At 72.6% G+C, this 23,582-nt stretch carries 20 protein-coding genes and 1 pseudogene; 15 read left to right on the top strand and 6 right to left on the bottom strand.

Going from position 1 to position 23,582, the window contains the following annotated elements; genetic code table 11:
• Positions 1-2: 2 nt before the first annotated feature.
• The 13 genes from ACIQRL_RS16965 (at position 3) to ACIQRL_RS16905 (ending at position 15,562) form a co-directional block, all read left to right on the top strand.
• The gene (locus tag ACIQRL_RS16965; RefSeq protein WP_401331996.1) at positions 3-1,313 is read left to right on the top strand and encodes a hypothetical protein; all 1,311 of its coding nucleotides are present in this window, start codon (positions 3-5) and stop codon (positions 1,311-1,313) included.
• A 42-nt stretch (positions 1,314-1,355) separates the two neighbouring features.
• The gene (locus ACIQRL_RS16960; protein WP_401331995.1) at positions 1,356-2,420 is read left to right on the top strand and encodes an SAM-dependent methyltransferase; all 1,065 of its coding nucleotides are present in this window, start codon (positions 1,356-1,358) and stop codon (positions 2,418-2,420) included.
• Positions 2,417-3,736 carry an MFS transporter gene (locus tag ACIQRL_RS16955; protein ID WP_401331994.1) on the top strand — a complete coding sequence of 440 codons (1,320 nt, stop codon included), beginning with the start codon at positions 2,417-2,419 and terminating at the stop codon, positions 3,734-3,736. Before ACIQRL_RS16960 ends, ACIQRL_RS16955 begins: the two co-directional genes overlap by 4 nt.
• Positions 3,737-3,774: 38 nt before the next feature.
• On the top strand, positions 3,775-4,527 hold the full coding sequence (locus ACIQRL_RS16950) for a GNAT family N-acetyltransferase (RefSeq protein ID WP_401331993.1): 753 nt from the start codon (positions 3,775-3,777) through the stop codon (positions 4,525-4,527).
• A gap of 10 nt (positions 4,528-4,537) precedes the next feature.
• Positions 4,538-5,866, top strand: a complete 1,329-nt coding sequence (locus ACIQRL_RS16945; protein WP_401331992.1) for an ATP-grasp domain-containing protein — start codon at positions 4,538-4,540, stop codon at positions 5,864-5,866.
• Positions 5,863-6,267: a cupin domain-containing protein gene (locus ACIQRL_RS16940; protein WP_401331991.1), complete on the top strand. Its 405-nt coding sequence runs from the start codon at positions 5,863-5,865 to the stop codon at positions 6,265-6,267. The genes ACIQRL_RS16945 and ACIQRL_RS16940 overlap by 4 nt, the downstream gene beginning before the upstream one ends.
• The gene (locus tag ACIQRL_RS16935) at positions 6,264-7,310 is read left to right on the top strand and encodes a pyridoxal phosphate-dependent aminotransferase (protein ID WP_401331990.1); all 1,047 of its coding nucleotides are present in this window, start codon (positions 6,264-6,266) and stop codon (positions 7,308-7,310) included. Before ACIQRL_RS16940 ends, ACIQRL_RS16935 begins: the two co-directional genes overlap by 4 nt.
• A complete protein-coding gene (locus ACIQRL_RS16930; protein WP_401331989.1) occupies positions 7,307-7,801 on the top strand; it encodes a GNAT family N-acetyltransferase in 495 nt (164 codons plus the stop codon). Before ACIQRL_RS16935 ends, ACIQRL_RS16930 begins: the two co-directional genes overlap by 4 nt.
• Before the next feature lie 121 nt (positions 7,802-7,922).
• Complete coding sequence (locus ACIQRL_RS16925) at positions 7,923-9,317, top strand: KamA family radical SAM protein (protein WP_401331988.1); 1,395 nt, start codon at positions 7,923-7,925, stop codon at positions 9,315-9,317.
• Positions 9,314-12,052 (top strand): lysine 5,6-aminomutase subunit alpha TIM-barrel domain-containing protein, encoded by a 2,739-nt coding sequence (locus ACIQRL_RS16920; protein ID WP_401331987.1) that lies wholly within the window; start codon positions 9,314-9,316, stop codon positions 12,050-12,052. The genes ACIQRL_RS16925 and ACIQRL_RS16920 overlap by 4 nt, the downstream gene beginning before the upstream one ends.
• Positions 12,049-12,849 (top strand): OAM dimerization domain-containing protein, encoded by an 801-nt coding sequence (locus tag ACIQRL_RS16915; RefSeq protein ID WP_401331986.1) that lies wholly within the window; start codon positions 12,049-12,051, stop codon positions 12,847-12,849. Before ACIQRL_RS16920 ends, ACIQRL_RS16915 begins: the two co-directional genes overlap by 4 nt.
• Positions 12,846-14,414: an amino acid adenylation domain-containing protein gene (locus ACIQRL_RS16910; protein ID WP_401331985.1), complete on the top strand. Its 1,569-nt coding sequence runs from the start codon at positions 12,846-12,848 to the stop codon at positions 14,412-14,414. The genes ACIQRL_RS16915 and ACIQRL_RS16910 overlap by 4 nt, the downstream gene beginning before the upstream one ends.
• A gap of 29 nt (positions 14,415-14,443) precedes the next feature.
• On the top strand, positions 14,444-15,562 hold the full coding sequence (locus ACIQRL_RS16905; RefSeq protein WP_401331984.1) for an LLM class flavin-dependent oxidoreductase: 1,119 nt from the start codon (positions 14,444-14,446) through the stop codon (positions 15,560-15,562).
• Positions 15,563-15,655: 93 nt separating this feature from the next.
• On the opposite strand, the gene ACIQRL_RS16900 is transcribed toward ACIQRL_RS16905, so the two are convergent.
• The 4 genes from ACIQRL_RS16900 to ACIQRL_RS16885 form a co-directional block, all read right to left on the bottom strand.
• Complete coding sequence (locus tag ACIQRL_RS16900) at positions 15,656-15,898, bottom strand: response regulator transcription factor (protein ID WP_401331983.1); 243 nt, start codon at positions 15,896-15,898, stop codon at positions 15,656-15,658.
• Between the two features lie 53 nt (positions 15,899-15,951).
• Complete coding sequence (locus tag ACIQRL_RS16895) at positions 15,952-16,119, bottom strand: hypothetical protein (protein ID WP_401331982.1); 168 nt, start codon at positions 16,117-16,119, stop codon at positions 15,952-15,954.
• Between the two features lie 249 nt (positions 16,120-16,368).
• Positions 16,369-17,670, bottom strand: a complete 1,302-nt coding sequence (locus tag ACIQRL_RS16890; RefSeq protein ID WP_401331981.1) for an MFS transporter — start codon at positions 17,668-17,670, stop codon at positions 16,369-16,371.
• A 529-nt stretch (positions 17,671-18,199) separates the two neighbouring features.
• A complete protein-coding gene (locus tag ACIQRL_RS16885) occupies positions 18,200-18,622 on the bottom strand; it encodes a secondary thiamine-phosphate synthase enzyme YjbQ (protein WP_401331980.1) in 423 nt (140 codons plus the stop codon).
• Between the two features lie 251 nt (positions 18,623-18,873).
• Between ACIQRL_RS16885 and ACIQRL_RS16880 the strand changes: the two genes are divergently transcribed.
• Positions 18,874-20,007: an NAD(P)-binding domain-containing protein gene (locus tag ACIQRL_RS16880; RefSeq protein WP_401331979.1), complete on the top strand. Its 1,134-nt coding sequence runs from the start codon at positions 18,874-18,876 to the stop codon at positions 20,005-20,007.
• A gap of 240 nt (positions 20,008-20,247) precedes the next feature.
• Here the strand turns inward: ACIQRL_RS16880 and mltG are convergent.
• Together mltG and ACIQRL_RS16870 are read right to left on the bottom strand one after the other, a co-directional pair.
• Positions 20,248-21,075: pseudogene (gene mltG, locus ACIQRL_RS16875) on the bottom strand (endolytic transglycosylase MltG); the annotation flags it as partial.
• Between the two features lie 44 nt (positions 21,076-21,119).
• The gene (locus tag ACIQRL_RS16870; RefSeq protein WP_401331978.1) at positions 21,120-22,952 is read right to left on the bottom strand and encodes an ABC transporter ATP-binding protein; all 1,833 of its coding nucleotides are present in this window, start codon (positions 22,950-22,952) and stop codon (positions 21,120-21,122) included.
• 81 nt (positions 22,953-23,033) lie between these two features.
• Here ACIQRL_RS16870 and ACIQRL_RS16865 point away from each other — a divergent pair, with 81 nt between their 5' ends.
• The gene (locus tag ACIQRL_RS16865; protein WP_401331977.1) at positions 23,034-23,489 is read left to right on the top strand and encodes a MarR family winged helix-turn-helix transcriptional regulator; all 456 of its coding nucleotides are present in this window, start codon (positions 23,034-23,036) and stop codon (positions 23,487-23,489) included.
• Positions 23,490-23,582 lie beyond the last annotated feature (93 nt).

Genomic DNA, 23,582 nt, shown 5'->3' with positions numbered 1-23,582 from the left:
CGGTGACCGCACCGAAGAACCCTCCGCGCGTACTGGCGCTGTCCGCCCGTGACCCCGGGGCACTGGCCGAACTGCGCGAGAACCTCGCCGTATGGCTGGAGCACACGCCGGACGCCGACCTGGACGGCGTCGCCCTGACCCTGGCGACCGGCCGCGAACGCTTCGCCTGCCGGGACGCCGTGGTCGGCACTTCGCCCGTCGAACTCGCGCTCCTGTTGCGGGAGAAGAAGGCGGCCGAGCCCACCCCCGCACGCGCTCCGGGCGACGGGCCCCTGCTCCTGCTCGACGGAACACCCCTCACGGGTGCCCCCGTCGATCTCCCCGAGGTCGCCGAGGCCCTGCGCCTGGCGGCCGAGTACGGCGACACGGACGCCGCACGGACCGTGGCTGTGCAGTACGGGCTGGCGCAGTGGCTGCGCACCCGCCTCGTCACCCCACGCGCCGTGCACGGCACCGGGGTCGGGGCCGTCGCCGCAGCCGCCGTCCGCGCGGAACACTCCCTCGCCGACGCTCTGCGCACGGCCGCCGGACCCCCCGAGACCACCGAAACCGAGTCCGGCCCGTTCGCCGTGGACGCCGACGCACCGGCCGGTACGGACGCCGTACCCGCCGTGCCGGTGGTGCGGATCGGGGCATCCGGTCCGCTCGGCCTCGACCCCGCCGATCCCCATTCGCCCGCGACCCTGCTCGCCCGGTTGTGGTGCCTCGGCTACGACGTCGACACCACGCTCGGCCGGCCCGGCCGCCGCGTCCGCCTGCCCGGGCACCCCTTCCGCCGCCGTGGCCCCGGTGGACCCGCGGCCGTCGGCGCAGGGCCGTACCGACCCCTGACGCCGTACGAACAGCGCTGGCTGTTCTACGACTTGGTACGGCACGGCTCTTCGGGGGACCACAACGCGGCTGTGGCCGGCGTGCGGGCGGGAGAGCCGCCGGCACCCGAGGTACTGCGTGAGGCGTTCGCCGAACTCCAGCGCCGGCACCCGGCCCTGCGCACCGTTTTCGGCGAACCCGGCGGCCGCTGGCAGGCCCGCATCCTGCCCGACGCAGCCGCCCGTCCCGTGCTCCTCGTCGACGATCCGGACGGCGGCCCCGAGGAGCTGCGGCAGGCGGTGCTCAAGGCGGCCCGGCAGCCGATGCGGCTGCGCGACGAGCCCCTGGTGCGCTGCTGCCTGCGCGGCGGGCCCGCGCACTGGGCGCTGGCCCTGGCCGTCTACGAACCGCTCACCACCACGGCAGACCCGCGGCAGCTCCTCGACGAACTCACCGCTCTTCTCGGCGCCGTCACCCGGCCGCCGCAGGCCCAGCCCGCCTGACCCGCCCCAGAACCGCCCGCATCCACGGCAGATCGGATCACGATGACACTCCTGCACACCCCACCCAGCATCCTGCCCGCCGACTGGTACGGCGGCGCTCCCGCCCCGATCGGAGTCGACCAGGCATTCAACGGCTACGTCGCCGCCACCGTCGTCCACACCCTGGACCGGCTCGGCGCCCTGGACCGACTTGCCGAGCAAGAGACCCTAGATGTACCGGAGTTCATGCGTTCGACCGGGCCCGCGGTGCGCGAGCGCGTCGTCCGTGAGGTGCTGCGGGCCGCCGCCGTGTGCGGCTGGCTGCGTCTGGAGGACGACGGCGACACCGCGGTCCTCACCGACGCGGGACGCGAGACCGTCCGGATGCGCGGCTACTTCACCTGGGCGGTCGGCGGATACAGCGGCCTCTTCTCCGGCGCGGCCCGACTCGCCACCGGCGAGGCCACGTTCGGTGCCGACCTGCTGCGCGACGAGGCGATGGTCGCCCTCGGCTCGGGGCAGAACGACCGCTCCTTCATGGCCGGCACTCTTGACGACGTCCTCCAAGGCGTCGACTTCCACACCATCGCCGACCTCGGCAGCGGTATCTCGGCACGGGTCAGCCGGGTCGTCGGCGGCCGCCCCGGCACCAGGGGCCTGGGCCTGGACATCAGCGGACCGGCCACCGAACTGGGCCACCGCACCATCGCCGACGCGGGACTCGATGACCGGGTCCGGGCGGTCCAGGCCGATGTCCTCGACGTCTGCCACCGTGCCGCCCATCGCGACGCCCTCGCCGAGGTGGACACGGTGATGAGCTTCTTCCTGCTGCACGACCTGCTCGCCGACCCCGAGACCCGGCCGCAGCTGTTCACGCGGATGCGCGAGGCGTTCCCGGCCGCCCGCACCTTCGTCCTCGCCGACACCATGCTGCGGCCCGGCGCCGAGGACTCCGCCACCCTGCCGGTGTTCTCCCTCGGCTACGAACTCGCGCACGCGCTCATGGGCGTTCCGCTGCACACCAAGGAGACGTACGAGGAGCTGTTCGCGGCGGCCGGCCTGCACCCCCTGCGCACGGTCGCGTTCGGCACCCCGCACTCGTGGCTCTACGTGCTGGAGGCCCGATGAGCGCCAACCCGTTCGCGGTAGTGCGGGAGTTCTCCTTCCGGACCCGGGCGGTGCTCGCCGTCAACGCGGTCAATTCCTTCGGCGGCGGCCTGGTCCTGCCGTTCCTGTGGATCTACCTGAGCCAGGTCCGCGGTCTCGCGTCCTGGATCCCCGCCGCCACGCTCGCCGTTCAGGCGGCGACCGCGGTGGCCGGCGGCCTCGTCTGGGGAGCCGTGCTCGACCGCGTCGCCCCCCGGCCGGTCGTCACGCTCGTCATGGGCGTGGCGGGAGTGGGTACCGCGCTGTACGCGGTCGCCACGACCGCACCGCTGGCGCTCACCGCGGCGGTCGTCTACGGCCTCGGCATCAGCGGCGTGGGTACCGTCATGCGCTACCTGTACGCAGGTGCCGCCACGGCCCGCGAGCGCGGCCTCGCCTTCTCCGCCGACTACGCGGTGTTCAACGCGATGACCGGCCTGGGCGTTCTCGTCGGCGGTGTGGCCGCGGCCTCGGGACCCGGTTCGCGCGCGGCCCGGTTCATGGCGCTGTACGTCGCCGACGGCGCCACCTTCCTGGTGGCAGGCGCCGCCTTCCTCCTGCTGCTGCCCCGCATCGAGCGCGCCGGCGGGGCCAAGAAGGCGGCGGAGGGTTCGGTGGGGTACCGGGAGGTGCTGGGGCAGCGCTCCCTCGCGGTGCTGCTGGCCACCCTCACGCTGTGCTCGCTGGTGTCGTACGGGCAGCTCAGGAGCGGTCTGCCCGGCTATCTCACGGCCGGCGGGGCGGTCGGCGCCGAGGGGCTCTCGGGCACGTTCGCCGTCAACATCGTCGTCGCCGTGGTCACCCAGGTTCTCCTCGGCGAACGGGTGCAGCGGGTACGGCGCAGCACGGTGCTCGGCGTGACCGGCGTCCTCTGGGCGGCGGCCTGGGCCCTCGTGCTGGTCGCCGGACGCCAGCACGGAACCGCCGCGACCGTACTGGCCATGGCCGGTGTCCTCCTGCTGTCGGTGGGCGAGGCGCTGGTCTTCCCCGTCGTCACCGGGCTGCTGAACGATCTCGCCGACGACCGCGCCCGCGGCCGGGTCAACGCCATGCTGTCGGTCGCCGTCTCCACCGGCTCGGTAGCCGGCCCCCTGCTCGCCGGCATCGCACTGCCCCATGCCCACGGGCTGCCGCTGGTCGTCCTGCTGGTCGCCGCAAGTGCGGCCGTGGCCCTGGTGGGACCGGCCCTGCGCCGCGTCCTGCCGAGGGACGCGGACCTGCCGGACCCGCACCCGGCGGAGAGCGGAGCCGACGCCGGGACCGTGCTCGATGCCGCCGCCGTGGCCGCCACCCCGTGACCACCGACCACCGACCGCCGACCCAGGAGGTATCCGTCATGCAGCACTGGCCGTTGAGCGGCATCACCGTGCGCACCCCTCTCGTCGAATTGCGCTGGCCGACCCCGCAGGATCTCGAGGCGCTCGCCGACCTGGGCGCTACGGGGGTGCACGCGCCGGGCTTCATGCCCTTCTTCTCGCAGTGGACGGACGGCGATCCGGCCACCGTCGCCCGCCGCGTCCTGCAACGCCACTGGAACGCCATGGCCAACTGGAGCCCCGCGGACTGGACTCTGTACCTGGTCGTGGTGCACGACGGCGAGGTCGTCGGCTCCCAGTCGCTCGGCGCACGGGACTTCGCGGCGACCCGCGAGGTGCTCCTCACCTCCTGGCTCGGCCTGCGCCACCAGGGACTCGGCCTCGGCGGCCACGCCCGCGCCGCGTCCCTGGAGCTCGCCTTCGCCGGGCTGGGCGCGCAGGACGCCTTCTCCGTCGTACGACGTGGCAATGAAGGCTCGCAGGCCGTGTGCCGCAAGTTCGGCTTCACCCGGGACGGCGCCCAGGTCAACGCCGTACGCGGGAAGCGGGTCGTCAGCGACCGCTACCGGCTGCACCGGGACGTCTGGCAGGCGAACCGTCAGATCCACGCGGACATCGCGGGGTTGGCGCCGGCGCTCGCCATGTTCGGCGCCGCGGGCATACCCGGGGACCAGGACGCACCCGCGAGCCCGCAGGCGACTGCCGCGCCCGCCCTGGCGTCCGTGCTGTCCGGCGTGCGCTTCGCAGCCGACCCCGACCACATCGACGCCTGAGGAACCCGGTATGCCTCGCCCCGTCATCGCCGTCGTCTACGACTTCGGTTCCGTCGCGCCCGCGGACATCGTGGACCGGCTCGAACCGCTCGGCGACGTCGTCCTCGCCGTGTGCCGCTCGGCCCACACCGAACAACTCGCCCCGCTGCTCAGGGACCTGGCAGCCGTGGTCCAGCTCGACGGAGACCACGCGGCCGATCTCGACGAGGCCGCGACACGGCTGCGCGCGCACCGTCCGGCCGCCGTGCTCACCTACAGCGAGCGCAGGCTGGCCGTCACGGCGGAACTCGCCGCGCGGCTCGGGCTGCCGTACCACGACGCGGCGACGGTACGACTGCTGACGGACAAGTACGAGCAGCGGCGCAGGCTGCGCGAGCGGGGTGTGGACCCGGTCCGCACGGCGCTGTTGCGCACCCCCCGGGACTGGGCGCCCGCGCTCACCGCGGTCGGTCTCCCGGCCGTCCTCAAACCGGCTCGCGGCGAGGGCAGCCGCAACACCCATCTGGTGCGCGACGCCGCCACCGGCTCCGCGCTTGCCGAGCGCCTGCTCGCGGGCCCCGGTGGCGAGGGGGCCCTCGTACTGGAGGAGTACCTGGCAGGAGCCGACCGCGCGCCGTTCGGCGACCATGTCTCCGTTGAGAGCGCGGTGGTCGAGGGCCGGGTCACGCACTGGGCGGTCACCGGAAAGTTCCCTTTGGCGCCGCCCTTCCGGGAGGTCGGGCACTACTGGCCGGCCCCGCTCGCGGCCGACGAGCAGGCTGCCGTGGCAGACCTCGCCGGCCGTGCGGTCGAGGCGCTCGGTGTGCGCACGGGCGTCACCCACACCGAGGTCAAGCTGACGGCGGACGGCCCGCGGCTGATCGAGGTCAACGGACGCCTGGGCGGCTTCCAGGCCGGGCTCGGGCGGCTCGCCGGCGGGCTGGACCCGGTGGCCCTGGCGGCCGGCCTCGCGCTCGGCGGACCAGCGCCCACGACATGGGTGCCGCAGGACCGGGTGGTGTTCGCCCGCGCCGTGCCGACACCCGCCGACGGCGGTCTGCTGACCCGCGTGGACGGGGTCGCCGACGCACTCGCCCTGCCCGGCCTCGACGGCTACGAGACCCGGGTGCGGCCCGGCACCCTCGTCGAACCAGGTGTCGCCAGTGGCGAGTTGGCGGTCCTGTGGGGCATCGCCGCCACCCACGCCGCGATGGTCGACGTGCTCGACCAGGCCCTCGACGCGCTCACCTACACCTTCGCCCCCGCTCCCGCGGGCCCCGGCGAACGCAGCCTGCGCTCCCACGAGCTCGGCGCCCGCCGACCCTCCGGCCCCCTCGACCGACGAAAGGCCCCCCGATGACCACCGAGACGCCGAACGGCACCGCCCGCCCCCAAGGAGCGGAGGTCCGCACCGACATACCGCGCTTCCTTCCGGTGGCCGGGCATCACGACCCGGCGCCCTTCTACCTCACCGCCGACATGTTCGGCGGCGTCCCGGTCGAGCTCGCGGGCGGCTCCATCACCCACCTCGTCGGCAGGCCTGTGGCCGACCCGCACCGGCACCAGGTCGACGAGATCTACTTCCTCGTCTCGCCCAACGCCGGCGGCGCGCGCATCGAGGTCCTCGTCGACGGCGAGCGGCACGAGCTGACCTCGCCCGCGCTGCTGCGCGTCCCGGCCGGCGCCGAGCACCGCTTCCTCACTCTGGCGGCGGAGCCCGGGAGTTACTGCTTCGGTCTGCTGCTCGGCGGTGCACGGTGACCGCCCCCGCCGTGCCCCGCACGGTGCTGAGGCTGCATCTGTCCGAGAGCCCCTACGGCCCGAGCCCGCATGCCCTGCGCGCGGCCCACGAGGCGATCGATGCCACCGGCGTCTACCCCGACCCCACGCGCGCCGCGCCCGCCGGGGCCATCGCCGAACTGCTGGGCGTACGGGCCGACGAGGTCGCCGTCGCCAATGGCAGCGACGAACTCGTCCTGCTGAGCGCGCTGTCCCTCGGCGACCGGCAGCGCCCCGGGGTCACCACCGCGGGCACCTTCCCCGGCTACCGGATCTGCTTGGAGAACGTCGGACGCGGCTGCCGCGAGGTCCCGTCACCGGACGTCGCCGCTCTGGCCGATGCCCTCGGCACGGCGGGTATCGCCTACGTCTGCAATCCTCACAACCCCACCGGCGGCGTCCTGGACCGGGGCGCGTTCGACCTGCTGGTCGAGCGCGCCGGCGCCACCGGCACCCCGCTCGTGGTGGACGAGGCCTATCTGGACTTCGCCCCGCCCGGCACCCCGCAGGTCCTGGACTATCTCGACAGCGGCGCACCGGTGCTGGCCCTGCGCACCTTCTCCAAGGCGCACGGTCTGGCCGGGCTGCGTATCGGCTACGCCGTCGGCCGTGCCGATCTGGTCGCACGGCTGCGTGACGTCCAGGGCACCATGCCGTTCAGCGTCAACCGGGCCGCGCAGGCCGCCGCGGTCGCCGCGCTCGCCGACCGCGGCCACCTGGAGCGCGTACGGCGGGACAACGCGGTGGCCCGCGAGCGGTTCCGTGCCGGCCTCGCCGCGCGCGGCCGGCCTGCCCTGCCCTCCGTGACCAACTTCCTCGCCGTGCCGGTGTCCGACTCCGCGGCCGCCGAACGGCTGCTGGAACAGGACCACGGGATCCTCGTCCGCGACGCCGGCCGCTTCGGTCTCGCCGGTCATCTGCGGATCTCCGTCGGCGAAGCGCCGCAGCAGCGCCGCCTGCTGGACGCGCTCGATGCCGTCGCACCTCTCGCCGTACCCCTCAACATCCCTCAGGAGAACCAGTGATCAAGCCCACCGCCCTCGCCACCGACCGTCTTCGGCTGCGCGAGGTGCAGCCCGCCGAGGCCGAAGAGCTGAAGGAGGGGCGCGCCGCCGGCCTGGACTGGCTCGGCGGCACGCCCGGAGAGGGCTCCCAGGAGGCTGCGGGTCTGCTCGTGCGAGCCCACGCGGCCGGGCTGCACCGCCCCGGCTGGGGCATGTACGCGCTTATCCGGCAGGAGGACGGCCTCGTCGTCGGCGGCATGGGCTTCCACGGCCCGCCGCAGGACGGGTCGGTCGAGATCGGCTTCGACCTGCACCCCGACGCCCGCGGCCGGGGCTATGCCACCGAGGCCCTGGCGGCGCTCGCCCACCGGGCGCTCGGCGACCCGGGTGTCGACACCGTTTTCGCCACCACCACCGCCGACAACGTTCCCTCCCAACGGGTCATGGAACGAGCCGGGTTCGACCGCCGCCCGGACCGCGACGGCACGCTCGTGTACGCCCTCACCGACTGACGGGTCATCAGTCCACGACTTACCGGTGGCGCCGCACACCCGCGTGCGCCACCGCCCGGCGGCGCACGGCGCCCGCCCCCGATCCACCCGCCGCCCGCGGCCGGGAGAAACCGAGGCATCCGTGAGAACCGCATCCCCGCCGCTCGCCCTGGAGGCGGTCGACGCACCGACCCAGCCCTACGGCTACCGGCGCCACGAGGCGATCGAACCCGACTGGCGCCGTTTCCCCGCCTGGCGGCACGTCACGGCCGCGCAATGGCGCGACCCGCAATGGCAACGCGCGCACTGCGTGAAGGGAGTACGACAGTTGCGCGAGGTGGCTGGAGCCGGACTGGACGACACCTTCTATGCCGATCTCGCCACCGACCAGCAGCAGTTCGCGACGATGCCGATCCTGCTCACCCCGCAGGTCCTCAACACCGTCGCCCCGCTCACCGCACCCGACGCGGCCGCCTGGTACGCCGACCCCGTCCGCCGCTACATGCTGCCCGTCGCCAGCGACCGGCACCCCCGGTGGCCCAGCCATCCGCTCGCCTCCCGCGACTCCCTGCACGAGGCCGAGATGTGGGTCGTCGAGGGGCTCACCCACCGCTATCCGACCAAGGTCCTCGCCGAACTCGTCACCACCTGCCCCCAGTACTGCGGGCACTGCACCCGCATGGACCTGGTCGGCACCTCCACCCCACAGGTCGACAAGTACCGCTTCGTACTGCGCCCCACCGACCGCCTCGACCGGATGATCGCCTATCTCAAGGCCACCCCCGCGGTCCGCGACGTCGTCGTCTCCGGCGGGGACGTCGCCAACGTGCCCTGGCCGCGGCTGCGTTCGTTCGTCGACCGGCTGCTCGACCTGGACAACGTGCGCGACATCCGGCTCGCCAGCAAGGGCCTGATCGGACTGCCCCAGCACTGGCTCGCCCCCGATGTCCTCGACGGCATGGCCGAACTCACCGCCAAGGCGTCCGTGCGCGGTGTCTCCCTGGCCATGCACACCCACGCCAACAACGTCCAGCAGGTCACCCCCCTGGTCGCCGAGGCGTCCCGCGCACTGCTCGCGGCCGGACTGCGCGACGTACGCAACCAGGGCGTCCTCCTGCACGGCGTCAACCACACGCCCGAGGCCCTGCTCGACCTGTGCTTCGCGCTCCTCGACAGTGCCCAGATCACGCCGTACTACTTCTACCTCTGCGACATCGTGCCGTCCGCCGAGCACTGGCGGCTCCCACTCGCCGAGGCCCAGCGCCTGCAGCACGCCATCATGGGCTACCTGCCCGGTTTCGCCACCCCCCGCCTGGTCTGCGACGTGCCCTATGTCGGCAAGCGCTGGGTGCACCAGGCCGAGGGCTACGACCGCGAACTCGGCATCTCCGACTGGTCGAAGAACTACCTGACCTCGGTCGAGCACGGCGACCCGCAGGCACTGCGCCGCGTCCACCACTACTACGACCCGCTGCACACCCTGCCCGAGGCGGGGCAGGCGCACTGGGCGCAGTGGCAGCCGGGGGACGACCGGTGAACGGCGCCGCTCGCGAGCCGAGCTCGCCCCTCGGACTGCACCGGGTCGTGGAACCGGCCGGGGTGCTGCCCCAGGCCGCCCGCCGGCTCGACCCCGACGCCCCGCTGCACGAGGACGAGGTGCGCGTCGACGTCGAGCACCTCAACCTCGACGCGGCCTCCTACCGCCAGCTCCACGAGGCCCACGGCGGTGACGGGGAGGCCGTGCGCGAGGCGGTGTGCCGCATCGTGCGCGAACGCGGCAAGATGCACAACCCGGTGACCGGCTCCGGCGGAATGCTGATCGGCACCGTGGCCGAGACCGGACCGCGCTCCCCGCTGGGCCTCAAGCCGGGCGACCGGGTGGCGAGCCTGGTCTCGCTCACCCTGACCCCGCTGACGCTCACCGACGGGCTGCGCGACTGGGACGGGCTGAGCGAGCGGGCACCGGCCCGCGGACACGCCGTCCTCTTCGGCCGTTCGATCGCCGCCGCGCTCCCCGCCGACCTGCCCGACGAACTGTCCCTCGCGGTCCTGGACGTGTGCGGAGCACCCGCGCTGACCGCCCGAACCGTCGCCGACCACACCGCCCGCACCGGTGTCACGCCCACGGTCGCGGTACTCGGCGCGGCCGGCAAGTCCGGCAGCCTGGCCCTCGCGGCGGCCCGCCGGGCCGGTGCCCGCCGTCTCGTGGGGGTCGTGCCCGACGCGGCCGAAGAGGCCGCGCTCACCCGCTCCGACCTCGCCGACACGGTCGTGCGGGCCGATGCCCGCGACGCGGTCGCGCTCGGCGAGCGCCTGGCGGACTGTGGCGGCCCGGTCGACATCACCGTGGTCTGCACCGATGTCCCCGGCTGCGAACACGCGGCGATTCTCGCCACCCGCGACGGCGGCACCGTGATCTTCTTCTCCATGGCGACGTCCTTCCCTGCCGCCGCGCTCGGCGCCGAGGGCCTGCGGGCCGACGTCACCATGCTCATCGGCAACGGCTACCAGCCCGGACACGCCCAGCAGGCGCTGGACCTCGTGCGCACGAACCCGGGTGTGCGGGGGCTGTTCGACCGGCGGCTGCGCCGCGAGGACACCTCGGTCGGGGCCCCGGCCGTGTCCCGGTCCGCTGAGTCCCGCTCCGCCCTCGACTCCGTCGCCCACCGGCCCGCCACCCCCACCGGCAAGCTCGGGCTCGATCCTCAGCTGGTGAGCCGTGCACGGGAGTTGGCGGTTCGCGCCGGGCGCCCGGTGGTGGACCTCGCACGGTCCCACACCACCGTCGCCGTCGAACGGGCCGCGCTGCGCCTGGCGGGGCTCTCCGGCGCCGATGCCGAGGGCATCCCCTGGGCCAACCGCCTGGTGGACGCCGTACGCGACCAGGTCGGTCTCGAACACGGTGTCGCCCTGCCGGTGTGGCACGCGCTGCGCACCGGCGCGGGCCGTGACCTCACCGACCTCGCCGCCCGAGCCACCGCCCGGGACGTGTCCTTCCGGCTGCCCGAGGGGGCCGAGGCCACCGCGGCCGTGCGGACCGCCCACCGGGCCATGGCCGGCGGACTGAGCGTCATCGACACCCGCCGCCGGGAACGCGAACGCCTGGTGAGTCGATGGGGCGGGGCCCGCGGACCGCTCGTCTACCTGATCGTGGCCACCGGCGACATCTACGAGGACATCCGCCAGGCGGCCGCCGCGGCCCGCGGCGGCGCCGACGTCATCGCGGTCATCCGCTCCACGGGGCAGTCGCTGCTCGACTACGTGCCCCACGGCGCCACCCGCGAGGGCTACGCCGGCACCTACGCCACCCAGGAGAACTTCCGCCTGATGCGGGCCGCGCTCGACGAGGTCTCCGCCGAACTCGGCCGCTACATCCGCCTGACCAACTACGCGTCGGGGCTGTGCATGCCGGAGATCGCCGTCCTGGCGGGTTTCGAACGCCTCGACATGATGCTCAACGACTCGATGTACGGCATCCTCTTCCGCGACATCAACCCCGTCCGCACCTTCGTCGACCAACGCTTCTCCCGCCAACTGCACGCACGCGCGGGCATCGTGATCAACACCGGCGAGGACAACTACCTCACCACCGCCGACGCCGTACAGGCCGCACACACCGTGACGGCCAGTCAGCTACTGAACGAGTACTTCGGCAAGGAGGCCGGGCTCAGCGATGCCCAACTCGGCCTCGGCCACGCCTTCGAGATCGATCCGGACCTGCCGGACTCGTTCCGCATGGAGTTGTCCCACGCCCTGCTGGCCCGTGAGCTGTTCCCCGACGCCCCCTTGAAGTGGATGCCGCCGACCCGGCACATGACGGGCGACGTCTTCCGCGGCTACCTGCTCAACGGGTTCTTCAACCTGGCCGGTGCGCTGACCCGGCAGGACATCCTGCTCGTCGGCATGATGACCGAGGCGGTCGTCACACCGTTCCTCTCCGACCGGGACCTGGCGCTGCAGAACGTCCGCTATGTGAGGGAGGCCGCCGGCGCCCTGGAGGAGGACTTCCGCCCCGCCCCCGGCGGGATGATCGCCCGCCGTGCCGACCACGTGCTGCGCGAGGCCGTCGACCTGCTGGAGCGGATCTGCGACCGCGGCCTGCTGGACGCCATCGCCGCGGGCACCTTCGGCGGCATGCGCCGGCCCGTCGACGGCGGCCGCGGCCGGGACGGAGTCGCCGAACGGGCCCCGGGATACCGCAATCCCGCTACCGAACTGCTGGAGAAGTCCGCGGACTTCGACTGTGAAGGCGAAGGAGAAGACCAGCCATGACCACACCCGCCGGTCCACCGCTCGCGGTCCGCCCCTACGGCGACACGACCGACGACGGCATGGTTCAGCTCTCGTTCACCCTCCCGCTGCCGCACGGGCCGCTCGCCGAGGCGACCGCTCTCCAACTGGCCCGCCGGATGGGCCTGGAGCGCCCGCTGCTGGTGCACGCCCGCCCGGTCGGCGCCGAGTTCACCTTCTTCGTCGTCTACGGCCCCGTCGTGCACCGGGTGGAACTGGACTCGGTGGACGTCATGGAGCGGGAGTACCCGCTGTTGTCCGCCCAGGAGGTCGACGAGACGCTGCACGGGCGCCTGGGCCGAGAACTGGTCGTGGTGGGCGCCTGTATCGGCACCGACGCCCACACCGTCGGCATCGACGCCATCCTCAACATCAAGGGCTTCGCGGGCCAGAAGGGCCTTGAGTACTACCACTCGATGCGCGTGGTGAACCTCGGCGCGCAGGTCGCGGTCGCCGACCTGGCGCGCCGGGCGGTGAGCGAGGGCGCCGACGCCGTCCTGGTCTCCCAGGCCGTCACCCAGCGCGACGCCCACCTGGCCAATGTGCGCGAACTCGGCGCGGAACTGGACGTGGCCTTCGCGGGCCGCACCCGGCCGCTGCTCGTGGTCGGCGGACCGCGCTTCGATCCGGCGATGGCCGCCGAGATAGGCGCGGACCGGGTCTTCGGCCGCGGAACGACCCCCGACGACGTTGCCAGCTATCTCACCCACGCCCTCACCGCGGCCCGTGACGGCCAGGCCGCCGCGGGCACGCGTGCCCGGATCGGAGACGCCGTATGACCCCGCCCCGCCGCGCAGGCGGCCCCGCCCCCACCGACCGCCTCGACTCCCGTTTCCGGGCGGTGGCCGCCCGCGGACCCGCCCGTACCGCCGTTACGGACGCCTACGGCCCGCTCACCTACGGCGAGTTGGCCGAGCAGGCCGCCATCGTCACCCGTGCCCTGCGCGACCGGGTGGCTCCCGGGCAGCCGGTTGCGCTGCGCGCGGGCCGCTCCCGGCACGCCCTGGCCGCGCTCCTCGGCATCCTGGGGGCCGGAGCGTCCTATCTGCCGATAGACCCCGGCTACCCGGAACAACGGCGGCGCCACCTCCTGGAGGACTCCGGCACCCAACTCGTCGTCACCGACGGGGCGTTGGCACCCGACGAGACACCGTTGGCGGAACTGGGACCGCTCCGGCTCGCCGCCCGGCCGCCCGTGCCCGGCTCCGCAGTGCTCCCACCCGACACGGCCTACATCATCTACACCTCCGGCTCCACCGGCGTCCCCAAGGGGTGCGTCGTCGGGCACGCCCAGGTCCTCGCCCTGCTGGACGCGGCCGTGCCGCTCTTCGGCAGCGGGGCCGACGACGTGTGGTCCCTGTTCCACTCGTGGAGCTTCGACTTCAGTGTCTGGGAGATCTGGGGCGCCCTGCTGTACGGCGGCCGGGCGGTCGTGGTCGACCAGGAGACTGCCACGGATCCGGACGCCTTCGCGGCCCTGCTGGCGGCCGAACGGGTCACCGTGCTCGACCAGGTGCCCTCCGCGTTCGGCAACCTGGTCACCGAGGCCACCGCGAGCGGTCTGCGGCTGCCCGCGCTGCGCCATGTCGTCCTCGGCGGCGAGGCGTTGGTCCCCGACGACATCCGCCGCTGGTGGGCGGCCGGCGTCGCACCCGGCGCGGCGGTGACCAACATGTACGGGATCACCGAGACCACGGTGCACGTCACCCACTGTCGGCTGACCCCGGAGATACTCCGCGAGGCCGGTCCCGGACGCACCCCGATCGGACGACCGTTGGGACATCTGGACGTCCAACTCCGTGACGAGACCGGCCGTCCGGTCCCACCGGGAGAGCGTGGCGAGTTGTGGGTGGGCGGTGCCGGCGTGAGCCACGGCTATCTCGGCCGGCCCGAACTGACCGCGGAGCGCTTCCCCCAGGACCCCGAGGGCGGCGGTCGCCGCTACCGCAGCGGCGACTGGGCGGTCGCCGACGCCGAGGGCTTCCTCCACTACGTCGGCCGGATGGACGGCCAGGTGAAACTGCGCGGCTTCCGCATCGAACTCGGCGAGGTGGAAGCCGCGTTGCGGGCGCTGCCCGGGGTGCTCGGAGCCGCCTGCCTGGTCGACGACGCCGGCCGCACACCCGCACTCGCCGCCTTCGTCGTCGCGGACCGCGACACGCTCCCTCCGGCGCGGGTACGAGAGTTGCTCGCCGGGCGGCTGCCCGTCCACATGCTGCCGCAGGCGTTGCACTATCTCGATCGGCTCCCGGTCACCCCGCACGGCAAGCTCGACCGGACCGCCCTCGTGGCGGCGCGCACCGGCGGCCGGGACCCGGGCGCCGCCCGGGTCTCCATCCCCTGACAACCCCACCACACGAAGTGGAGACCCTCATGCCTATCGAATTCATCGGAATGATCGGAGCCAAGGACTCCGAGAGCGGTCCGCACGGGCCCGACGTGGACCCGGAGTTCACGCTGCGCTCTGCACGCGTGCACGAGGACGCCGGGTTCGACCGCGTGCTCATCGGCCACAGCTCCAGCTCGCCCGACGGCGCGCAGATCGCCGCCTATGTGGCGGCCCGCACCGAGCGCCTCGGTCTGCTGCTGGCCCACCGTCCGGGTGTGGTGGAGCCCACCATGGCCGCCCGGTCCTTCGCCACTCTGGACCACTTCAGCGGCGGCCGGCTCGCCGTTCACGTCATCTCCGGCGGAAACGACGCCGAACAGCGGCGCGACGGGGACTATTTGGACAAGGACGACCGCTACGCCCGTACGGACGAGTTCCTCGACGTGCTGAAGGGCGCGTGGGGCGAGCCGGACGGCTTCGGCCACGAGGGCCGCTTCTACCGCTTCGACGACTTCCGTTCCGAGGTCCGGCCCCTGCAACGGCCGCGTGTGCCGCTGTACTTCGGGGGCTCGTCGGCCGCTGCCCTGCGCGTCGGCGGCCGGCACGCGGATGTGTTCGCGCTGTGGGGCGAGCCGTTGGCGCAGACCGCCGAGCAGATCGCCGCCGTACAGGCCGCGGCCCGGGCGGCCGGACGTGCCGAGCCGCCCAGGATCAGTGTGTCGTTCCGGCCGATCCTCGGCCGGACCGAGGACGAGGCCTGGGAGCGGGCCTACGGCATTCTGGACACCATCCGGCAGCGGGGGACCGCGGGTTCCTTCTTCGACCGCAGCCGTCCGCCGCTGCCGCTCGGCCCGTCGGCGAGCCCGGAGAACACCGGATCACAGCGGCTGCTGGCCGCTGCCGCGATGGGCGAGCGGCACGATCGCGCCCTGTGGACGGCGCCTGCGGCCGCCACCGGAGCGGCCGGCAACTCCACCGCCCTGGTGGGCACTCCGGAGACCGTGGCGCAGGCGTTGCTGGACTACGTCGACATCGGCGTGACCACATTCCTGCTGCGTGGTTACGAACCGCTGCGGGACGCCGAGGAGTTCGGGAGGTCGCTGCTGCCGTTGGTGCGCCAGGAGGTCGAACGGAGGGGACGGCCGGCGCTGGTGGCCGGCTGAGATCGTGTCACCCGGGGGACGCGCTGTAGGAAGGCCGGGGGCGGTGACGGTGAACACCGCCTACGCCCCCGGCCTTCCTACAGGTGGAGAGACTCAGATCTGTGTGAGACCGAACTCGTGGAGCCGGGTGGCCTGCAGGGCCAGCAGCATCAGGTGCGCCCGGTTGCTGACGCCCGCCTTGCCGCGGATACGGCGCAAATAGGTGTCCACCGTGTGCGGACTCAGGTTCATCCGGCGCGCGATGGAGGTGTAGGTGTGTCCCTCGGCGAGATGGCCGAGCACTTCCAGCTCGCGGTCGCTGAGGAGGTTCAGGGTGTCGGTGGCGAACGGTCTCACAGGGGTGCCTTTCATGGGTGAGGAGGACCGCGCGGCCGGGCGCTCACGCAGGCTCACGGGGCGGGCGCTGCCGGCCTCGCCGTCCGCGAGCCGCTGACGCGGGCGGTGAATTCGGCGTGGGTCAGGTGGTGGTCGCCGAGTTCTGCCGCGGGGAGGTCGGGGGTCGCGGCTGCCTGGCGCAGGAAGGTGTCGAGGAAATGTCCGGGATCTGCTGGTGTCACGGAAATCTCCATGAGGGCGGTGACGGACGGGCGATGACCACAGAGCCGGCAGGGAGCCGGTCTGTCGTCCCGGTCTCCCTGCTTCGGCGGTTGCGGACGGACATGGGTGGACGTGGGCGGACGTCCCGGGGGGAGGGTGTGTGCGAGGGCGATCATCGATCGGTGTGGTCACACTAACCACGCGAGGACAGCCAGAACGGCACTGTCACAGGCACTCTGAGCGGCACTTCGGGACACGGGTCGCGCCACTCACACCTCCCGGCCCGCTGCAGGCAAGGTCCTGCGGGACAGTGGCGAGGGCAGGATCCACAGGCAGGCGGTGAGCGCCCCGGCCGCCGCGATCCACAGCGTGGCCCGTAGTCCCAGTGGTCCGGCGAGAGCACCCGAGAGCAGCGCGGCGAGTGGCCGCATACCGAGGTTCACGCCCTGGTAGGCGCCGAACACACTGGACCGCATGGCATCCGGGACCAGCGAGGTCAGCAGGGTGGCTGCGGTGACGTCGATCCAGATGACGCCCATCGCCGAGCCGAACTGGGCGCCGACGAGCATGAGCAGGACCGCGGGTCCGGACCCGTGGGCCGCGGGGATCAACAGCAGTGGAGCGGGGGTCGCCAGGCAGCCGAGCAGAAGGGTCCGGCCCACCCCGAGACGGCGGGTGAGCGGGGTCGCGGAGACGGCCCCCACCACCGCGCCGACGGCTCCCGCGCCCAGCACCGTGCCAAGGAGCCCCGCGCCGAGGCCCAGGGTGGTGGTGGCGTACAGGACGAAGAGGGTGGTGGTGACGAAGCAGAAGAAGTTGAGCGTGGCCGTGGCGGCCAGCGCCGCCCGGATGGCCCGGGAGCGGACAATGAACCGGCCTGCTGTCCGCAGTCGTACGCGGTTCTGCGAGGGCGGCGCCTCCTGCGGGGCGATACGGGCCAGGAAGACCGCCGAGACGAGGTACGACAGCGCGTCCACGAGCAGAGCGATCGGCGCGGAAGACAGCTGTACCAGAAAGCCACCGGCGCTGGGCCCGACGACCTTCGCCATGGCCCGGCTGCCGCTGCCGAGCGCGTTGCCGGCCACGTAATCGCCCGGCGGCACCAGCGCCTTGAACAGCGGCGGATTGCACACCTCGAAAAGTACCGACAGCAGGCCGACGCCGAAGGCCACCGTGAAGAGGACGGTGAACGTCAGCGTGCCGAGGGCGTACACGAGGGGCAGACCGAGGAGCAGGGTGAAGCGGCCCAGGTCGGCGGCGATCATGACACGGCGGCGGTGCCTGCGACCGTCCGCCCACAGTCCGGCGCAGGGCCCGAACAGGAGGTGCGGCAGCCAGACCGCGGCACCGAGATAGCCGATCTGGGCCGCGTCGGCGTGCACGACGGTGACGGCGATGAGGGGGATGGCGAGGGCGGACACCTGGTCGCCGAGGTACGACACCGTCTGCGCCGTCCAGTAGCGGCGGAACGCGGTGTCGTACAGCAGTCCGGGGATCCAGGACAGGAAGCGAGAGCGAGTAGCCGGCCGGGGTGCGGGGGCGACGGTCTCCTCAGGGGCGGAGGCGTGCACGGGAGGGCCTTCCTGTGGTCGTCGGGCATGACATGCGGAGAGATGCCCGTGGACGCACGGCATGCCGAGACCGGAGAGAACCGCCGGCGCGAGGACGCAGGCAGCTCCGCAACACGGCATGGCGCACGGCCACGACCGTTCGATGACCCAGGTCCCCCGGCAGCCGGAGGACGACCCCGGAGGTGGTCCGCGCGGAGCGCGTGACCCGGCCGGGGTTACGGTGCGGACCGCCCGTCCCACCCGCCCAGCCGAGCCCTCACGATAGCGCGGCCGTCTTCACCCGTCGCCCCCCACCCGCTGAACCACGCCTCCCCGCACCGGACTTCGGCGGTTCCGGGACGGGGGCCGCCGCACGGAATCGGTGGCTCCCGGGACCTCCCAGTCGTCCGCCCAGCCGATGATGTCCCCCGACCGCTTCCGCAGCCGTGAGAACGTCGTCACGCTGCCGCTCAAGGGAGGACGTGGCGCCTTCCACCGCGACAGCCGACGCACTCCCAGCAGCCGACGGCCACCCCCAGGACGATCCAGCTCATCCCAGGAAGCTCAACCGCACGTGACGGTTGGGGTTGTCCCTGTTCGTGTCCACGAGGCACACCGACTGCCAAGTCCCCAGCTCCAGGCTTCCGTCCACCACCGGCAGGGTCGCGTGCGGCGGGACGAAGGCGGGCAGGACGTGGTCGCGGCCGTGGCCGGGGCTGCCGTGCCGGTGTTGCCAGCGGTCGTCCGCGGGGAGCAGGGAGTGCAGCGCGGTGAGGAGGTCGTCGTCGCTGCCGGCGCCCGTCTCGATGATGGCGATTCCGGCGGTGGCGTGGGGGACGAAGACGTTCAGGAGACCGTCGCGGCCCGCCGCGACCTCGCGGAGGAAGGCCTCGCAGTCGCGGGTGAGGTCGACGACCGTCTCCGACGTACCGGAGGAGATGTTCAGGACCTGCGTGGTGAAGGCATCGGACATGCCTCAATCCTCTCCCATACGCCGGATTCCGCGCGATCGAGGCCGCCGCGGGGTGGTGCGGTTCCCGTGCACCCCGCAGGTGTTGCGGGCGCGACGGGCTCTCGCGCACGGTGACGTCGGGGACCGGATCCCGACCCGCCGTGACGGTGTCGGCGGCCGGTCGCGGGCGGCCACCCGGGCGGCTTCGTCGGGTGGCTCACAGTGCGGCGTCCGACGGGAAGATCCCGGAACCCGGCCGGGTTGGTAGAAGCGTGAACGACACCGGAGTAAGCGCGCGAGCGGTCGATGTGGTCGTCATCGGCGCAGGTCAGGCCGGTCTGGCCGCCGCCTATCACCTGCGGCGCACCGGCTTCGAGCCCGAGCGGGACTTCGTCGTGCTCGACCACGCGCCGTACCCCGGCGGAGCCTGGCAGTTCCGCTGGCCGTCCCTGACGTACGGCAAGGTGCACGGGATGCACTCCCTGCCCGGCATGGATCTCACGGGCGCCGACCCCGCCCGCCCGTCCTCCGAGGTCGTCTCGGAGTACTTCGACACCTACGAGCGCACCTTCGACCTGCGGGTACGAAGGCCGGTCGATGTCAGGGCGGTACGGGAGGGGCCCGCCGGGCGACTGCTCGTGGAGACCGGCGACGGAATGTGGTCGACCCGGGCGCTGATCAACGCGACGGGCACCTGGGACCGCCCGTTCTGGCCCCGCTATCCGGGCCAGGAGACCTTCCGCGGACGGCAGTTGCACACGGCACAGTATCCGGGCCCCGAGTGGTTCGCCGGGCGGCGCGTGATCGTCGTGGGCGGCGGCGCCTCCGGCACCCAGCATCTGATGGAGATCGCCGGCCACGCGGCGGAGACCACCTGGGTCACCCGGCGCCCCCCGGTCTTCCGCGAGGGCCCCTTCACCGAGGAGTTCGGCCGGGCCGCCGTCGCGCTCGTCGAGGAACGGGTCCGGCAGGGGCTTCCGCCCCGGAGCGTGGTCTCGGTCACCGGGCTGCCGCTGAACGACGCGATCCGGCAGGCGCTGGCCGACGGCGTGCTGGACCGGCGGCCGATGTTCGACCGGATCGTCCCGGACGGCGTGGAGTGGGCGGACGGGCGGCGCGTGGACGCCGACGTGATCCTGTGGGCGACCGGTTTCCGGGCCGCCATCGACCATCTGGCGCCGCTGCGGCTGCGCGAGCGGGGCGGCGGCATCCGCGTCGAGGGGACGCGTGCGGTCGCCGATCCGCGGGTCCACCTGGTCGGCTACGGGCCGTCGGCGAGCACCATAGGAGCCAACCGGGCCGGACGGGCCGCCGTACGGGACATCAGGCGCCTGCTGGCGGACGCGCCGGACGTACCGGCCGCGTCTGACGCACCACTCACCCGTGACGCGCCGGTCGCCGTGTGAGCCCCCGGACGCCACTCAGTTCGTGGTGGTGACCGCAGGTGTGACGGGGACCGCCGGAGTGACGGGCACCTCCGGAGTGACAGGGACCGCCGGGGTGACGGGGACCGACGGAATGACCGCCGGAGACTCGGCGGGAGGGATCGTGGGAGAAGCCGCCGGAGGGACCGTGACCGGCGGCGCGGAAGGGAGCGTGGCCGAGGGCGGGGCCATGGAAGGGGCCGCGGACGACTTCGTGGGGGACGCGGAGGACGCGCTCCGGTGGTTCCGGTTGAACTCGGCGACGTTGCGCTGGTGCTCCTCGTAGCTGGCCGTGAAGCGCGTGTCGCCCGGCTTGACCGTGACGAAGTACAACCAGTCGCCCGGGGGCGGGTTGATCGCGACCTTCATCGCGTCCTCGCCGGGGTTGGCGATCGGCGTGGGCGGCAGGCCCATGCGCCGATAGGAGTTGTACGGGCTGTTGAGCCTCGTGTCGGCCTGGCTGGTGCTCAAGGTGGAGCGGTTCATCGCGTAATTGATGGTGGAGTCCATCTGCAACGGCATCCCGCGCTCCAGGCGGTTGTAGATGACCCGGGCCACCTTGCCCATGTCCGCCCTGGTCGCGGCCTCGGCCTGCACGATGCTCGCGATGGTGACCGCCTGGTAGACGTTCATCGCGTTGCGCTGCGCGCCCGCGGCGATCGGCGCTCCGTTGAACTTCTTGTTCGCGGTGTCGACCATGAACGTCAGCAACGACTCCGGAGTCGCCTTCTCACCGATCGGATACGTCGCCGGGAAAAGATAGCCCTCGGGGTTGCCCCGGGCGTCGTTCGGGAGCTTCAGGCCGGCTTTGGCCAGGGACTTCTTGGTGGTGCCGGCGGGCACCCGGAGGGCCTTGTCGACAGCCGCGTAGACCTGTCCGGAGCGCCAGCCCTCCGGAACGACGAGCGACGTCGGGCGCGCGTCGTTCCCGATGCTCAGCAGCGGCACCGCCACGGCGGTGGCCGCCACGACGGCTCCGGTCGCGATGAGGGCGACCCGGCCCCGGCGCGTCAGTCGAATCGTGCTCCGTGGCGGAGTGTTCATCTGCATAACGGGCACGGTAACCCGCTAATGCATGCAAACCCGGCATATCGTCATCTTGTCGGCTCCAGTTGGGCGTCCCGGTGGACAAGGGCGGCATAGCGCCCCTCCTGGGCCAGCAGTTCCTCGTGCGTGCCGCGCTCGACCGCACGGCCCGAGTCGAGGACGACGATCTGGTCGGCGCTCCGGATCGTGGACAGCCGGTGCGCGATCGTGAGCGTGGTGCGGTTGGCCGACAGGGCGTCGATGGCCTCCTGGACGGCATGCTCCGTGCGGGTGTCCAGGGCGCTGGTCGCCTCGTCCAGGATGAGCACGGGCGGGTCGCGCAGGATCGTGCGGGCGATGGCGAGGCGCTGCTTCTCGCCGCCGGAGAACCGGTGGCCGCGCTCGCCGACGACCGTGTCGTACCCGTCGGGCAGTGACGCGATGTGGTCGTGGATCTGGGCCGCCCGCGCCGCCGTGTGGAGTTCCTCGTCGGTGGCGTCCGGCTTGGCGAAGCGCAGGTTCTCGGCGACCGAGGCGTGGAAGAGGTACGTCTCCTGGGAGACGACGCCGACCGCGCGCGCGAGGGTGTCGAAGTCCAGGTCGCGGACATCGACCCCGTCGAGGGTCACGCGCCCGCCCGTGACGTCGTACAGCCGCGGCACCAGATAGCTGAGCGTGGACTTGCCGGAGCCGGTCGGTCCGACGACGGCGAGGCTGCCGCCGGCCGGGACGGTGATGTCGATGCCGTCGAGGATCGGGGCACCCTTGTCGTCGTAGCGGAACTCGACGTCCTCGAAGCGGATCTCGCCCTTGACCTGGTCGAGATGGACGGGGTTCTCGGGCTCGGTGATGTCGATGGGCAGGTCGAGGTATTCGAAGATGCGCTGGAACAGCGCGAGCGAGGTCTGGATCTGCACACCGGTGGACAGCAGGCTGACCGTCGGCCGGAACAGGCCCTGCTGGAGGGAGACGAAGGCGACGAGCGTGCCGATCGATATCGTGGGGCCGCCGAGCTGGAGCGCGACGCCCGCGGTCCAGTAGATGACGGCGGGCATGGCGGCCATGACGATGCCGATGACCGACATACGCCAGCGTCCCGCCATGTTCGACCGCACTTCGAGGTCGACGAGGCCCTCGGACTCCTCCGCGAAGGACTTGGTCAGCGAGTCGGCCCGGCCCATCGTGCGCCCGAGCAGGATGCCGCTGACGGAGAGCGATTCGGTGACGGTGGCGGCCATCGCCGCCATCTGCTTCTGACGCTGGGTGGTGATCTTCTTGCGTTCGTTGCCGACCCGGCGACTGATCCACACGAACACCGGCAGCAGGAGCAGGGAGACGACGGTCAGGCGCCAGTCCAGGGCCACCATCGCGATGATCGTGGCGACCACACTGGTGAGGTTGGAGACCAGCGAGGTGGCGGTCGAGGTGACGGTCGCCTGCATGCCGCCGATGTCGTTGGCGATGCGGGACTGGACCTCGCCCGTGCGCGTTCTGGTGAAGAAGGCCAGGGACATGCGCTGCAGGCGGCCGTAGACCGCCGTGCGCAGATCGTGCATCACGCGCTGGCCGACGGTCGTGGAGATCAGCGTCTGCAGGACGCCGAAGACGCCGCTCAGCACGGCGCTGGCGATCATGCCGAGCGCGAGCAGGGTCAGCAGACCCGTACGCCCCTGGGGGATCGCGGTGTCCAGGATCGCCTTCAGCAGGAAGGGGGTGGCAACGCCCACGAGGGACGCGGCACCCACCAGCAGGCCGACGATCGCGAGACGGCCGCGGTAGGGCCGGAAGAGACTCAGGATGCGGCGCACCTGCCGTGGCTGTTCCTTGTCGGCAGGTGGGGGGCTCCAGGTTGACTGTTCGGGGCGCAATGGACTCCTAGGGAAACGGGACGACGGGGACATCTGTGAGGATCCGACGACTGGCGGAGCCTAGCTCATTGTTACCTATACTCACAATGAACGGCATCCTGATATTGTTCCCGCATGACCACCCCCGATGCCGACGGCCTGCTCGCCGAGCAGCTGCTGCGTCTGACGCGCCGCGTGCACCGCATCCAGAAGCGCCATCTGGAGCAGCGCGAGCTGGGCATCACCCCCGCCCAGTCTCGGCTGTTGCGCACGCTCGCGCACTACAGCTCACCGCCCCGCATGGCCGACCTCGCGGAACGCCTCGAAGTGGTGCCGCGGGCCGTGACCACACTGGTCGACGGTCTGGAGGCGAGCGGCAAGGTGCGCCGGGCACCCGATCCCACCAACCGCCGGGTGATCCGTATCGAGGTCACGGAGGAGGGGCGCAAGGCGCTGCGGGCACTGCGCGCCGCGCGCCGCGGCGCCGCGGAGGAGATCCTGGCTCCATTGACGGACGAGCAGCGCGAGGTGCTCGGCGGGCTGCTGGACACCTTGGTGGACGGCATGCCGAGGGTGGAACACCGCTGCTGAGACGGCCCGGGGCGGAACGCCGCCGCTGAGCCGGCCAGGCGCGGAGCACCGCCCGCTGTGACGACTCGGGGCGATGCGTGGCCGCTGAAGCGG

Source organism: Streptomyces sp. NPDC091209 (assembly GCF_044757755.1).
Taxonomy (GTDB): Bacteria; Actinomycetota; Actinomycetes; order Streptomycetales; family Streptomycetaceae; genus Streptomyces.
Note: the sequence above shows the minus strand (reverse complement) of the source record. Positions and strands in the feature narration are given on the sequence as shown.